Genomic DNA, 14418 nt, shown 5'->3' with positions numbered 1-14418 from the left:
TCCTTCAGCCGCGTACGGCGGCGATGGATTCGGCGAGGGCTGTGGGCACGTCGGGGACAAGAGTGTGCACACCGTCCCGGACGATCTGCCGCCCGCCGACGATGGTGTGTCGCACGTCCGCCGCGGAGGCGGCGAATACCGCCGTTTCGGCGGCCAGCCGGGGCAGTGGTCCGGCGGTGCGTACGGAGTCCAGTGCGATCGTGGTGAGGTCGGCGAGCGCGCCGGTCTCCAGGGTGCCGGCGTCGTCCCAGCCGAGGGCGGCATGGCCGTCGGCGGTGGCGGCGCGCAGCAGGGCGGCCGCGGTCCAGTGCCCGCGGGTGCGGGTGCGCAGCCGCTCGTCGAGTTCCATGGCGCGGGCCTCTTCGAGCAGGTCGATGACGGCGTGGCTGTCGCTGCCGAGGGACAGCGGGCTGCCGGCGCCCTGGAGGCGGGCGGCCGGGCCGATGCCGTCGGCGAGGTCGCGCTCGGTGGTGGGGCACATGCACACGCCGGTCGTGGAGCCGCCGAGCAGGGCGATGTCCTGGTCGGTGAGGTGCGTGGCGTGCACGGCCGTGGTGCGCCGGCCCAGCGCGCCGTGGTCGGCGAGCAGTTGGGTGGGCGTGCGGCCGTGGGCCGCGCGGCAGGCGTCGTTCTCGGCGGTCTGCTCGGAGAGGTGGACGTGCAGGGGGGCCTGCCGTTCGCGGGCCCACTCCGCGACGGTGCCGAGCTGCCCGGCGGGCACGGCGCGTACGGAGTGGATGGCGGCGCCGATGCGGACGTGCTCGCGGTCCTCCTTGAGCGCGTCGGCGCGCTGCGCCCAGCGGTCCGCGGTGCCGTCGGAGAAGCGCAGCTGGTGCCGGTCGGGCGGGGCGCCGAAGCCGGACGAGAGGTAGGCGGTGTCGAGCAGGGTGATGCGGATGCCGGCGTCCGCGGCGGCCGCGATCAGCGCCCCGCCCATCGCGTTGGGGTCGTCGTAGCGGGTGCCGCCGGGCGCGTGGTGGAGGTAGTGGAATTCGCCGACGCAGGTGATGCCGGCCAGCGCCATCTCGGCGTAGACGGCGCGGGCGAGGGCGTAGTAGCTGTCCGGGGTGAGCCGGTCGGCGACGGCGTACATGATCTCGCGCCAGGTCCAGAAGGTGCCGCTGCCGACCTGGACGGTGCCGCGCAGCGCGCGGTGGAAGGCGTGACTGTGGGCGTTGGCCAGGCCGGGCAGCGTCAGGCCGCGCAGGACGGTGGCGCCGGGCGGCGGGGTGGCGTCCCCGGTGCGGACGGCCGTGATCCGGCCGTCCGCGGTCCGAAGGGTCACGCCCGGTTCGACGTGGCTGCCGAGCCAGGCGTGTTCGAGCCAGTACGTCGTCGGTGTTGCCTGCGTGGTCAGCGACACGCCAGCCCCTCCAGTACGTCGGCGAGTGCGAGGACCCCGGCGGTGCAGTCGTCCTCCTCCGCCGCTTCGGCGGGCGAGTGGGACACGCCGGTCGGGTTGCGCACGAACAGCATGGCGGTGGGGACGGTTCCGGACAAAATACCGGCGTCATGGCCCGCGCCGGTGCCGAGGACGGGCACCGGGCGCTCCGCCGCCTTGCCCAGGAGGGTGCTCAGCTCGTCCCGCAGGGCGTGCTCGAACTCCACGACCGGGGTGAAGGATTCGCGGACGACGGTCAGGTCGACCCCGTCGCGTGCGGCGCGTTCGGCGGCGGCCTGCTCGATGCCGTGGATCACGGTGTCCAGGGTGTCCTGGTCGGGGGCGCGGGAGTCCAGCCAGCCGCGGACGAGCGAGGGGATGGCGTTGACGCCGTTCGGCTCCACGCTGATCTTCCCGAAGGTGGCCAGGGCGCCGGCCAGCCGGGCCTGTTCCCGGGCGGCGAGGACGGTCGCGGCGTAGCTGAGCATCGGGTCGCGCCGGTCCTCCAGGCGCGTGGTGCCGGCGTGGTTGGCCTCGCCGCGGAAGTCGAACCGCCAGCGGCCGTGCGGCCAGATGGCGGAGGCGACGCCGACCGGGTCGCCGGACAGGTCGAGGGCGCGGCCCTGCTCGACGTGGAGCTCGACGAACGCGCCGATCGCGGCGAGCCGTTCGGGGTCCGGGCCGATGGCGTCGGGGTCGTATCCGGCGCGCTCCATGGCCTGCGGCAGCGAGATGCCGTCGGCGTCGCGCAGCTCGTGCGCGGCCTCGGGGGTCAGGGCGCCGGCGGTGAGCCGGGAGCCGACGCAGGCCAGGCCGAAGCGGGCGCCTTCCTCGTCGCCGAAGTTGACGATCGCCAGCGGCTTCGCGGGGTCGGCTCCCCGGCGGCGGAGTTCGTCGAGCGCGGCGAAGGAGGAGACGACGCCGAGGGGGCCGTCGAAGGCGCCGCCGTCCGGCACGGAGTCCAGGTGGGAGCCGGTGACGACGGCCTCGCCGGGGGCCACGTCCTGGTGGCCGGTGGCGCCGAGCCAGGCCCACTGGTTGCCGTTGCGGTCGAGTTCGTAGGCGAGTCCGCGGGCCTCGGCCTGCGCCCGGAACCACGCGCGGCAGTCGGCGTCCGCGCCGGTCCAGGCGTAGCGGCGGTATCCCCCGGTGGCGGAGTTGCGGCCGAGCGGCCGCAACTCCTGCCACATCTCGTGGAACGAGGCGGTCACGCGCCCTCGCCCTCGCGCATCGGGATGCGGACGCCGCGTTCGGCGGCCACCTCGTCGGCGCGCTCGTAGCCGGCGTCGACATGGCGGATGACGCCCATGCCGGGGTCGTTGGTGAGGACCCGGCGGATCTTCTCGCCGGCCAGCGGGGTGCCGTCGGCGACGGTGACCTGTCCGGCGTGGATCGAGCGGCCCATGCCGACGCCGCCGCCGTGGTGGAGCGAGACCCAGGAGGCGCCGGAGGCGACGTTGACCATGGCGTTGAGCAGCGGCCAGTCGGCGATCGCGTCCGAGCCGTCCTTCATGGCCTCGGTCTCGCGGTAGGGGGAGGCGACGGAGCCGCAGTCGAGGTGGTCGCGGCCGATGGCCAGCGGGGCGCGCAGGGTGCCGTCGGCGACCATCTCGTTGAACCGCTCGCCGGCCTTGTCGCGTTCGCCGTAGCCGAGCCAGCAGATCCGGGCGGGCAGGCCCTGGAAGTGGACCCGCTCGCCGGCCATCTTGATCCACCGGGCGAGCGACTCGTTCTCCGGGAAGAGGTCGAGGATCGCCTTGTCGGTGGCGGCGATGTCCTGGGCGTCACCGGACAGCGCGGCCCAGCGGAACGGCCCCTTGCCCTCGGCGAACAGCGGCCGGATGTAGGCGGGGACGAAGCCGGGGAAGGCGAAGGCCCGCTCGTAGCCGGCGAGTTGGGCCTCACCGCGGATGGAGTTGCCGTAGTCGAAGACCTCGGCGCCGGCGTCCATGAAGCCGACCATGGCCTCGACGTGCCGGGCCATCGACTCGCGGGCGCGGGTGGTGAAGCCCGCCGGGTCCTTGGCGGCGTAGGCGGCCATGTCGTCGAAGTCGACGCCGGTCGGCAGGTAGGCCAGCGGGTCGTGGGCGGAGGTCTGGTCCGTCACGATGTCGATCGGGGCGCCCTCGGCGAGCATCTGCGGGAGCAGGTCGGCGGCGTTGCCGAGCAGGCCGATGGAGAGCGGCTTGCGGGCGTCGCGGGCCTCGACGGCGAGCTGCAGGGCGTGCTGCAGGTTGTCGGCCTTGACGTCGAGGTAGCGGTGCTCGATCCGGCGCTCGATGGCGCGCGGGTCGCAGTCGATGCACAGGGCGACGCCGTCGTTCATGGTGACGGCGAGGGGCTGGGCGCCGCCCATGCCGCCGAGGCCGGCGGTGAGGGTGATCGTCCCGGCGAGGGTGCCGCCGAACTTCTTCGCCGCGACGGCGGCGAAGGTCTCGTAGGTGCCCTGGAGGATGCCCTGGGTGCCGATGTAGATCCACGAACCGGCGGTCATCTGGCCGTACATGGTCAGGCCGAGGGCCTCCAGGCGGCGGAACTCCTCCCAGTTGGCCCAGTCGCCGACGAGGTTGGAGTTGGCGATGAGCACCCGCGGCGCCCACTCGTGCGTCTGCATCACGCCGACCGGCTTGCCGGACTGGACGAGCATCGTCTCGTCCTGCTTGAGCGTGGTGAGGGTGCGCACCATCGCGTCGAAGGAGCGCCAGTCACGGGCGGCCTTGCCGGTGCCGCCGTAGACGACGAGCTGGTCCGGGTGCTCGGCCACCTCCGGATCGAGGTTGTTCTGCAGCATGCGCAGCGCGGCTTCCTGCTGCCATCCCCGAGCACTCAGCTCCGTACCGCGCGGTGCCCGCACGGGTCGCGGTCCCGACATGGGCCGTGCCTCCCTGACATCGAATGGATTGAGCTATTCACATCTTGGAGGCGATGAATAGTGCTAGTCAACAGGACGCGGTGAAGGTTTTCCACACCCCGACCGTTCGACTTGCCCAGCCGGAAAGTCGGTGTTAGCTTTCCCAGTAGGAAAGTTGAGGTGGGTTGCCTGCGCGGATTGCCGGCGCGGGCCCCGCCCGTCTGAAACGCCAACGGGGAGGCGAAGGACATGACCACACCGGTGGATGCCGAGCGGGCCTGGCAGGATCTCCAGCGCATCCGGGTGCCACAGGAGCGGGTGTACGACGAGGTCGAGCGCTGCGCACGGAGCGACCAGCAGGGCACCTACGTGACGGCGGGCCTCATGTGGCTCTTCCTCGCCAGCTCGGGGCTCGACCTCCCGAGGTGGGGCGCCTTCGCGCTCCTCGCCGTCTATGTGGGAGCCCTGGCCGCCCTGGCCGTGGTCTTCAGCCGCCGGAGCCGGATGCGGCTGCACCGGTCGCGGTACGGCTGGCGCAGCGTCGTCACCTTCTTCGCGGGCGGGGCCCTCAGCGGCGGCATGATCATCCTCACCGGGCGCCTGACCGACTGGCTGGCGCTGCCCTACGGCAGCCTGATCCAGGCCACTCTCTCCGCCGGCGCCTTCGTGCTCTTCGTCGGCCCGGCCAACCGCTGGGCGATCAGCCCGCTGCGCGGCCGGGGCCTGACCGACCCCACCGTGAGAACCGTCCCCGAGGAGGCGGACCGATGAGCACTCCCTCGGGCTTCGACGAACTGATCCATCCCTCCACCCGGCTGTCGGTCGTCGCCCTGCTCGCCGCGACGGAATGGGCCGACTTCTCCTTCATCCGGGACAGCCTCTCGCTCAGCGACTCCGCGCTGTCCAAGCAGCTGCACACCCTGGAGGAGGCCGGGTACCTGGAGATCCACAAGGAGGGCGGCGGCCGCAAACGCCGCACCAAGGTGCGGCTGACGAGCCGCGGCCGCACCGCCTTCGAGGGGCATGTGGCCGCGCTCCGGGCGATCGTCGAGGGCGCCGGCCCCACGGCCGCCCCCGCGGCCCCACCACCCGATCCGGGACGGACCTCGGACCCGACCACCCAGCAACACCACGCGGAGGCACACCAATGACGACCACCGAGGGCGCGCCCGTGCCCCCGACCGCCGACGCCGCACCGCCGGTCATCCAGGTGAGCGGTCTGCGGATGTCCTACGGCAGCACCGATGTGCTGCACGGCGTCGACCTGGAGGTCCGGCGCGGCGAGGTCTTCGCGCTGCTCGGCCCCAACGGCGCCGGGAAGAGCACCACCGTCGAGATCCTGGAGGGCTTCCGGCAGCGTTCCGCCGGGACGGTCCGGGTGCTGGGCACGGACCCGGCGCGCGGCGGCGACGCCTGGCGCGGCCGGATCGGCCTGGTGCTGCAGTCCTGGCGGGACCACCGCCGCTGGCGGGTGGCCGAGTTGCTGACGCACTTCGCCACGTACCACGAGGCACCGCGCGACCCCGCTGAACTGCTGGCCCTGGTCGGCCTCACCGGGCAGTCCGGCAAGCAGGTGGACCAGCTCTCCGGCGGGCAGCGCCGCCGCCTGGACGTCGCGCTCGCCCTGGTCGGCCGCCCCGAGCTGGTCTTCCTGGACGAGCCGACCACCGGCTTCGACCCGGAAGCCCGCCGCGACTTCCACGACCTGATCGAGCGGCTGGCCCGCGACGAGGGCGTCACGGTCCTGCTGACCACGCACGACCTGGTGGAGGCCGAGCGGCTGGCCGACCGGATAGCGATGCTGGTCAACGGCCGGATCCGGGCCCACGGCACCCCGGCGGAGCTGGCCCGCAGCGCCGCCGCCCATGCCGAGGTCCGCTGGACGGCCCCGGACGGCACGGCCCGGCGGGAGCACACCGCGGACCCGTCCCGGCTGGTGTGGGAGCTCCACCGCGAGATCGGCGGCCCGGTCGCCGACCTGGAGGTGCGCCGCCCGACGCTGGAGGACACCTATCTGCGGATGGTGCACCGGGAAGAGGCGGCGGAAACCGCGGCGGAACCGGTGACGGACGCCTTCGACGACGGCGTCGGCAGCGGGACCCGCGCCGCCTGAGAGGCGGACGCACAGCACCACAGACCAAGGGGGACGGACATGACAGCGGTCGACACAGTGACGGCAGCGACGAACGCGGACGGGGAAACCGGCATGACGGACAAGGGAGTGGGAGACGGCGGGCAGGGCCCGGCCAAGAGCAGGCCCGGTTCCCGCCGGCGCTACTGGCAGGCCGGCTGGCAGCGCGGCGGGATCGAGATACGGCATCTGCTCCGCAACCCCAAGGAGCTGAGCGGCCAAATCATCAACGTCGTGGTCGCGCTGGTGGTCGCGAGCAACATGGACGACGACGTACCGGGGACCCATGTCCCGATGTCGCACCTGGCCCTCTCCGGCTTCGCCGCCTATCTGCTCTTCCAGATCGGCCTGCTGAACCTCCCGCAGATCCTGGTGACCGAGCGGGAGGAGGGCGCCCTGCTGCGGCTGCGGACCACCCCGGGCGGCATACCGGCCTACCTCATCGCCAAGTCGGTGCTGATCGTCGCGATGGCGCTGGCCACCCTGGTCGTCCTGCTGGGCGCCGGCGCACTGGTGGCGAACGGACCACTGCCGCACGGCGTCGACGACTGGCTGACGCTGCTGTGGGTCAGCGCGCTGGGGCTGCTGGCCGTGGTGCCGCTCGGTGCGGCCATCGGCGCCGTCCTGCCCAATCCGCGCGAGGCGCTGGCGATGATCATGCTGCCGGCCATGGGCCTGCTGGTGACGTCCGGGGCGATGTTCCCGCTCACCTCGCTGCCCGCGGTCGTCCAGAAGATCGCCTCCGTCTTCCCGCTGAAGTGGATGGCCCAGGGCGTGCGCTCGGCGCTGCTCCCGGACGCCGCCCGGGCCGCGGAACCGGCCGGCTCCTGGGAGCTGCCGACGGTCGCCCTGGTCCTGGCCGCCTGGGCCGTGGTCGGCTTCCTGCTCGCCGTACCCCTGCTGCGCCGTGCCGCCCGCCGCGAGTCCGGCTCCCGCCTCGGCGAACGCCACCGCAAGGCCAACCTCGGAGCGGCCCCCGCAGCCTGACCGGGCTCGCCCGGTCCGCCCCGGGCCCGGCCGGCGCCCGTCCACCCCCGGGACAGCGCCGGCCGGGCCCCTAGCCGACCTTCCGCCACTCCTTCGCCGCCCCTCCCCGCCCCTCCCCCGTCCCTTCGCCGTCCTTTCATCCACCACGGCCGCCCCGCCCGGTAAGCGATGGCGCAGGGCCCCGGGCGATGATGGAGTGGCCCCATGACGTACACGGACCGAGACCGTGCCGTACAGGCAGCCGTTGCGCAGGGGCTGGTGGGGCCCGAGGAACCGGTGGCGGGGCTGCTGGACATCACCGGCGTCCGGCGATCGGCTGCCGAACTGCACGCCGCCTTCGCGGAGTTCACCGCTCCCGGCGCACCGGTGCTGCACGCCTTCGCGGTGAAGGCGGCGTCGCTGGTGCCCGTGCTGCGGCTGCTGGCGCAGGAGGGGCTCGGCTGCGAGGTGGCCAGCCCCGGCGAGCTGGCACTGGCCCGGGCCGCCGGCGTGCCTGCCGACCGCACGGTCCTGGACTCACCGGCCAAGACCCCCGCCGAGCTGCGGGAGGCGCTGGCCCTCGGGATCGCGGTCAACGCCGACAACCGTGAGGAACTGGCCCGGATCGACCACCTGCGGACGTCCGTGCCGAGCACCGCGCCCATCGGCCTGCGGGTCAATCCGCAGATCGGCGGCGGCCGCATCGGGGCGATGAGCACCGCCACCGACACCTCGAAGTTCGGTATCGCGCTACGCGACGAGGGCGCCCGCGACTGGGTCGTCCGCGCCTGCCTCGACCGTCCGTGGCTGACCCGGCTGCACGCCCACGTCGGTTCGCAGGGCATGCCGCTGGAGCTGATGGGCGCCGGGGTGCGCGCCCTGTTCGACCTCGCCGAGGAGATCAACGAACGGGCCGGCCGGCAGCAGATCGACACCCTGGACATCGGCGGCGGCCTCCCGGTCAACTTCTCCTCCGACGTCACCACCCCCACCTACCGCGAGTACGCCGCACTGCTCCGCTCGGCCGTCCCCGGCCTGTTCGCCGGGCGGTACGGCCTGATCACCGAGTTCGGCCGCTCCCTGCTGGCCAAGCACGGCACGGTCCTCGCCCGCGTCGAGTACGCGAAGTCGGCGGGCGGCCGCCCGATCGCGGTTACCCATGCCGGCGCCCAGGTCGCCACCCGTACGGTCTTCGTCCCCGAAGCGTGGCCCCTCCGGGTCGCGGCCTACGACGCCGAGGGGCGCCCCAAGACGGGGGCGCCGGTCGCCCAGGACATCGCCGGCCCCTGCTGCTTCGCCGGCGACCTGGTCGCCGAGAACCGCCCGCTCCCCCTCCTGCAGTCCGGCGACCACACCGCGCTGCTCGACACCGGCGCGTACTACTTCTCCACGCACTTCGCGTACAACTCGCTCCCCCGCCCCGGCGTCTACGGCTACGCCGCGTCCCCCGACGGCGTCCGCTTCGCGGTCATCCGCACCCCGCAGAGCCTGTCGGACCTCACCGCTGAAAGCGGCGCCGCGTACGCGGAGTCGCTCCGCGAGTTGTAGCCCCACGTAGCTGGCTTTCCCGCCGCGGGGCGCTGTGCTTTGCGGCGCCCCGTACGTACCTCGCCGTCCCGCCGCGGGTCGTCTCACCGTTGCGCGCTTTGCGGCGCCCCGCACGTACCCGTCTCTCCCGCCGCGGTTGTTGTTCGCCGTTGCGCCTGGCGGCGGGCGTGGTGTGTCGGGTGCGGTGCCGGCCCTCCAGACTTCGTCCTCCGGTCCAGCCCCTCCCGTGAGTGGGAGTTTCCAAGCTAGTTGGGGGCGGGCCTGGTCTGTTGCCTGCGGGCACGTGGACATCACCTGCACCCCCACCGTCCTTCACTTTCCCCCTCACGGGAGGGGACGGGCCGGAGGGGCCGGTTGTGTGGACGTAAAGCGTCAGCAGTCCACACAACCGGCCCCGGAGGCCCGTCACCGCACCCACCACAACCCAGCCCGCCGCAGGCGCAACGGACAACAACACCCGCGGCGCCGCAGACAGGTACGTGCGCGGCGCCGCAAAGCGCGCAACGGACAACAACACCCGCGGCGGGACGGCCAGGTACGTGGGAGGCGCCGCAAAGCGCGCAACGGCGAGCAACACCCACGGCGGGACGGCCAACTACGTGGGGTCACTCCACGAAGAGCCCCCGCGCAGCGGCCCGCGCGTCGAATTCTTCGAGGCGTGCCTGCGCGTCCGGTAGTGCGTCGCACATCGCCTCCAGGAGGACGCGGCCCAGGAGCATGGGGGCGCAGGCGGTGTCGAAGGCCAGGCCGGTGCCGACCGCGGCGGGCAGCAACAGGTCGGTGTGGCGGGCGACCGGCGCGAAGGCGCTGTCGGCGACGGTGACCACGGTCAGCCCGGCGTCCCGGGCGTAGGCGAGGGCCTCGACGACCTCGCGGGGATGCCGGGGCAGCGCGAAGCACAACAGGGTGGTGGCGCCGGCCCGCACCGCGGCGTCGATCCGGTCGGGGAGCATCGTGCCGCCCTCGTCCAGCAGCCGGACGTCCGGGTGGACCTTGCGGGCGAAGTACGTGAACCCGGCGGCCTGGGCGGTGGCGGCGCGCAGGCCGAGGACGGGCAGCGGCCGGGAGGCGGCGAAGAGGCGGCCGGCCTCGATCACCGGCGACGGGTCGGCCAGCGCGGCGGCCAGGTGCCGGAGGTTGTCGATCTCCGCCTGGACGGCCTGCTGGTACTCGTTGGCGGTGCCGTCGTCGCCGGCCTTCTCCGCGGGCGCGACCTCGCGCAGGTGGCGGCGGAGCGCCGGGTAGCCGTCGAAGCCGAGCGCCACCGCGAAGCGGGTGACGGACGGCTGGCTGACGCCGGCCAGTTCGGCCAGTTCGACGCTGGAGAGGAAGGGCGCGTCGGCGGCCCGGCGCACCATGCAGTGAGCGATCCGGCGCTGGGTGGGCGTCAGCCGGTGGCCCTCGAAGAGCTTCTGGAGGCGGGCGGCGGTGCCGGTGTCCGCGTCCGTGACCCGGCCGGCCGTCGCGTCCCGCGCCTCCTCGGCCCGCTCCCCCGGCGCACCGCCGGCCGCGCCGCCGGTGCCGCGGCCGTTGTCCCCGTCCCCGCTCATCGCCTCTTCTTCCCGGCCCGGTGCGGGCCTTTTCCTGTGTCGACCGACTGTACGGAATTCCTGGCTCGGAACGGCGCGCGGTACGCCTGACGATCCGGCCGTACGGGATCGTTCCGGCCACCGCCCGCCGGGCCGCGGACCTCCGCGCGCCGGGGCAAGCCCGCCACCCGCCCGGCCACCCGCCCGCCCCACGGCGCACCGGCCACCCGCCCGGCCATACGCCCGGCCCGTGGCACACCGGCCACCCGTCCGGCCGCAGGCCCGTGCCGGGCGCCGGTCCGGCACCCGGCCGGGTGCGCGCCCGCGCGGTGGTGCGCCGGCCCGCAGGACCACTGGCCCGTCCCGTCTGCGTTCATGCCGTGCTCACACCTCCGCCAGTTCGTCCAGCAGCTCCGTCGCCACCGCCACGTCGTCCGTCAGCGGCCGGTCCTCCATGCGCGGGTCGAGCGCCTCGGCGGCCCGGGCGTAGGCGGTGGCGAGCGGCAGGCCGGGCTCGGGTTCCAGCGAGCGCATCCGCAACGCCCGTACGGCGGCGACGAGTTCGCAGGCGAGGACCTGGCGGTAGTACGTGCCGGCGCGCAGCGTCTGGCGGGCCCCGAGGGAGGCGAAGCTGGCCTGTTCCTCGACGCCGCGGGAGAGGACCGCGTGGCCGAGGGAGGCCGGGTGGGAGACCGCCCGCATCTCGCCGAGCGCCGCGCCGGCCGCGTATTCGAGGATCATCACGCCCGAGCTGGCCGGCGCGGCGTCGCCGAGGAAGGGCCGCAGCCGGGTGAAGTCGGGCTCGGAGAGCGCGGCGAGCCGGGCGGTGGACAGCCGGGCGGTCTGCAGGACGGCCAGCCGGAAGGCGTCCAGGGCGAGGACGACGTGGGCGGCGTAGAAGTTGCCGTGGTGGTAGGCGGCCTGGTCCTCGATGCTGATCAGCGGGTTCTCGCCGGCGGCGTTGAGCTCGACGGTCAGCACGGATTCCAGGGTGTCGGCGGTGTCCAGCGCCGGGCCGTGGATCTGGGGGAGGCAGCGGAAGCCGTACGGGTCCTGGATGCGGCCCAGCGGCGGGCTGGGCCGCGCCGGCACGCCGGAGAGGGTGCGCAGCTGGGCGGCGGCGGCCGCGGAGCCGGGGTGCGGGCGGGCGAGCATGACCGGTTCGGCGAACGGTTCGTAGGAGCCGCCGACCGCGAGCAGGGAGAGCGCGGCGATGGGCAGTGAGGCGGCCAGCAGCCGGCGCAGTTCGTCCAGGGCGAGTGCGGACTGGCCGAGGGTGAGGGCGTTGCTGCTGATCAGGGCGAGCGCGTCGTTGTTGTCGAGGGCGACGGGGGCGGGGGCGCGGCCGCCGGGGAGGCCGTGCCAGGGGTGTTCGCCGGCCAGTGCCAGGCCGGTCTGGGCGAGCGCGGCCAGGTCGCCGGTGCCGACCGCGCCGTGTTCGTTGACGACCGGGTGGGCGCCGGCGTCGAGGGCGGCGATCAGGGCCGTGATGACCGCGGGGTTGAGGCCGGCGCCGCCGGCGAGCAGTTGGTTGGCGCGGACCGCGAGCATCGCCCGGACCTCGCGGCCGGCAGCGGGTCGCCGATCGCACCGGCGTGGCTGCGCAGCAGCCGGAGGCCGTGGGCGGCGTCGGCGGCCTCGACGTCCTCGGTGCGGTTGGCGCCGACGCCGGTGCTGCGGCCGTAGACGCGTCCGGTGGCGGCGAGCCGGCGGGCGGTGTCCCAGGATTCCGCGGCGCGGGCGAGGGCCTTGGGATCGGGGGCCGCGGGGCGGGCGGCGCGGTCCGCGAGGGCGGCGACGTCGGCGGGGCGCAGCGCGGTGCCGTCGAGGGTGATGCGCCTGCCGGACCGGTGGGCATTGTCCAGCATGTGGGAAATCAAGGGGCTCAACTCCCTCTTATAACGCGCTTTGTAGAACGAATTCCGACACCTGGTTCCGTACGGTGGCCGAGCGGAGAGCGGGAAGAACTCTCGGGTAACCCACGTTGTAACACGGGGTTTACTCCCACCTATTGACTTCTATTCACGTGCCTAAGACTCTGCATGACACTATGCAGGCCGGGCAAGGGGCAGCGGATGATCAAATTCGACGCAGTCAGCAAGCGGTACCCGAACGGCACCACCGCGGTGGACGATCTCTCCCTCGACCTCCCCGAGGGCGGCGTCACCGTCCTCGTCGGATCGTCCGGATGCGGCAAGACGACGACCCTGGGGATGGTCAACCGCATGGTCGAGCCGACCTCCGGCACCATCAGCGTCGGCGGCCGCGACGTCCTGGAGGCGGACGCCGCCGAGCTGCGCCGCGGCATCGGCTACGTCATCCAGCAGTCCGGCCTCTTCCCACACCGTACGGTCCTCGACAACATCGCGACCGTCCCGCTGCTGCTCGGCTGGGGCCGCCGCAAGGCCCGGGCCCGCGCCTCGGAGCTGCTGGAGCTGGTCGGCCTGCCCGCGGACACCGGCAAGCGCTATCCGCACCAGCTCTCCGGCGGCCAGCAGCAGCGCGTCGGGGTGGCCCGGGCGCTCGCCGCCGACCCCCGGTGCTGCTGATGGACGAGCCGTTCGGCGCGGTCGACCCGGTCGTCCGCACCCAGCTCCAGAACGAGCTGCTGCGGCTCCAGGAGGAGCTCCGCAAGACGGTCGTCTTCGTCACCCACGACATCGACGAGGCGGTCCGCCTGGGCGACCGGATCGCGGTGTTCCGCACCGGCGGCCGGCTCGTCCAGTGCGCCGAGCCGGCCGAACTGCTGGCCCGTCCCGCCGATGACTTCGTCGCCGACTTCCTCGGCGCCGAGCGCGGGCTGAAGCTGCTCTCGCTCACCACCCTCGCCGACGTACCGCACGCGCCCGGCCGGGCGATACGCGCCGACGAACCGGTCGGCGCGATAGGCCGCGACGGCGGACGCTGGCGCCTGGTGACCTCGCCGCGCGGTGAACCGCTGGGCTGGCTGGACACCGACGCGCTGCCGGCCGGCGGTACGGCCGGTGAGGCGGAGCTGGCCGCGGTCCGGCCGCTGCGGGACACCGATTCGTTGCTCTCCGCGCTCAACGAAGCGGTCTCCTCACCGGCCGGGGCGGTCGCCCGGGTCACCGCCGACGGCGTCCTCACCGGCGTCACCTCCCGCGACGCCATCCACGACCGGGCCGGCCGCAGCCACGCCGACGCCGCCCGCGCGGCCGCTCCGGAGACTCCGACGGCACCGGCGACTCCGACCGCACCGGCGACTCCGACGGCAGCCACGCGGACCGCGGCCGAGAAGCCCCATGAGCCCGCCGCCGAGGGCCCCACCCCCGACGACCCCGCGCCCGAGGCCCCGGCCTCCGCGGAGCGCCCCGCATGACCGTCGAATGGGGCTGGTTCCCCGATCACGCCGGCGAACTGACCCGCCTCACCGCGGACCATCTCGCCACCGCCGTCCCCGCCGTCCTGTTCGGCCTGCTGATCGCGCTGCCGCTGGCGGTCCTCGCGCACCGCGTCCGCCCGCTGCGCGGCTTCGTCCTCGGCGCGTCCAACATCCTCTACACCATCCCCTCGCTCGCCTTCTTCGTCCTGCTGCTGCCGGTCACCGGGCTGACCCGCACCACCGCGATCACCGGCCTGACCGCGTACACCCTGGTCGTCCTGGTGCGGAACACCGTCGAGGGCCTGGACGCGGTCCCGGAACGCGTACGCGAGGCCTCGAAGGCGATGGGGACCCGGCCGCTGCGCACCCTGCTCACCGTCGAGCTGCCGCTCGCCCTCCCGGTGATCATGGCGGGCGTACGGGTCGCGACGGTGATGTCCATCTCCTTGGTCAGCGTGGCGAGTTACATCGGGTACGGCGGGCTCGGCCAGCTCTTCACCGACGGCTTCCAGCGCAACTTCCCCACCCCGGTCGTCGCCGGCGTGGTCCTGACCCTGCTGCTCGCGCTGGCCGCCGACGCCCTGCTGGTGACCGTCCAGCGGCTGTGCACCCCCTGGCGGCGCGGCACGCCCCGGTCCGCCCCCAAGCTGTGGAAGCGAGCGTGACGGC

Annotated in this window: 10 protein-coding genes and 2 pseudogenes; 7 read left to right on the top strand and 5 right to left on the bottom strand. The window is 73.9% G+C overall.

All coding sequences use genetic code 11. The features are described from left to right. Window positions 1-4: 4 nt before the first annotated feature. Genes OJ254_RS13030 through hutU form a run of 3 tightly spaced genes read right to left on the bottom strand, consistent with a single transcriptional unit; the run spans window position 5 to window position 4253 of the window. The gene (locus OJ254_RS13030; protein WP_265362468.1) at window positions 5-1363 is read right to left on the bottom strand and encodes a formimidoylglutamate deiminase; all 1359 of its coding nucleotides are present in this window, start codon (window positions 1361-1363) and stop codon (window positions 5-7) included. Beyond that, window positions 1354-2592: an allantoate amidohydrolase gene (locus tag OJ254_RS13025; protein ID WP_265362467.1), complete on the bottom strand. Its 1239-nt coding sequence runs from the start codon at window positions 2590-2592 to the stop codon at window positions 1354-1356. The genes OJ254_RS13030 and OJ254_RS13025 overlap by 10 nt, the downstream gene beginning before the upstream one ends. Then, window positions 2589-4253 carry a urocanate hydratase gene (hutU, locus tag OJ254_RS13020; RefSeq protein WP_265362466.1) on the bottom strand — a complete coding sequence of 555 codons (1665 nt, stop codon included), beginning with the start codon at window positions 4251-4253 and terminating at the stop codon, window positions 2589-2591. Before hutU ends, OJ254_RS13025 begins: the two co-directional genes overlap by 4 nt. Before the next feature lie 228 nt (window positions 4254-4481). On the opposite strand from hutU, the gene OJ254_RS13015 reads away from it, so the two are divergent. The 5 genes from OJ254_RS13015 (at window position 4482) to OJ254_RS12995 (ending at window position 8877) form a co-directional block, all read left to right on the top strand. Beyond that, a complete protein-coding gene (locus OJ254_RS13015; protein WP_265362465.1) occupies window positions 4482-5003 on the top strand; it encodes a hypothetical protein in 522 nt (173 codons plus the stop codon). After that, complete coding sequence (locus OJ254_RS13010) at window positions 5000-5383, top strand: transcriptional regulator (RefSeq protein WP_265362464.1); 384 nt, start codon at window positions 5000-5002, stop codon at window positions 5381-5383. The genes OJ254_RS13015 and OJ254_RS13010 overlap by 4 nt, the downstream gene beginning before the upstream one ends. Continuing rightward, the gene (locus OJ254_RS13005; protein ID WP_265362463.1) at window positions 5380-6345 is read left to right on the top strand and encodes an ABC transporter ATP-binding protein; all 966 of its coding nucleotides are present in this window, start codon (window positions 5380-5382) and stop codon (window positions 6343-6345) included. The genes OJ254_RS13010 and OJ254_RS13005 overlap by 4 nt, the downstream gene beginning before the upstream one ends. Before the next feature lie 39 nt (window positions 6346-6384). Further along, window positions 6385-7350 (top strand): ABC transporter permease, encoded by a 966-nt coding sequence (locus tag OJ254_RS13000; protein WP_265362462.1) that lies wholly within the window; start codon window positions 6385-6387, stop codon window positions 7348-7350. Window positions 7351-7554: 204 nt separating this feature from the next. Further along, on the top strand, window positions 7555-8877 hold the full coding sequence (locus tag OJ254_RS12995) for a type III PLP-dependent enzyme domain-containing protein (protein ID WP_265362461.1): 1323 nt from the start codon (window positions 7555-7557) through the stop codon (window positions 8875-8877). A 605-nt stretch (window positions 8878-9482) separates the two neighbouring features. Here the strand turns inward: OJ254_RS12995 and OJ254_RS12990 are convergent. Both OJ254_RS12990 and OJ254_RS12985 read right to left on the bottom strand, forming a co-directional pair. Next, window positions 9483-10427, bottom strand: a complete 945-nt coding sequence (locus OJ254_RS12990; RefSeq protein WP_265362460.1) for a MurR/RpiR family transcriptional regulator — start codon at window positions 10425-10427, stop codon at window positions 9483-9485. Between the two features lie 363 nt (window positions 10428-10790). Continuing rightward, window positions 10791-12274, bottom strand: a pseudogene (locus tag OJ254_RS12985) (aromatic amino acid ammonia-lyase). A 207-nt stretch (window positions 12275-12481) separates the two neighbouring features. Between OJ254_RS12985 and OJ254_RS12980 the strand changes: the two are divergent. Then, a pseudogene (locus OJ254_RS12980) lies at window positions 12482-13587 on the top strand (ABC transporter ATP-binding protein); the annotation flags it as partial. Window positions 13588-13742: 155 nt separating this feature from the next. Further along, window positions 13743-14414: an ABC transporter permease gene (locus OJ254_RS12975; RefSeq protein WP_261951075.1), complete on the top strand. Its 672-nt coding sequence runs from the start codon at window positions 13743-13745 to the stop codon at window positions 14412-14414. Window positions 14415-14418 lie beyond the last annotated feature (4 nt).

It is taken from the genome of Streptomyces endophytica (genome assembly GCF_026153355.1).
Lineage (GTDB): Bacteria > Actinomycetota > Actinomycetes > Streptomycetales > Streptomycetaceae > Streptomyces > Streptomyces endophytica.
This window is presented reverse-complemented; position numbering and strand designations above follow the sequence as displayed.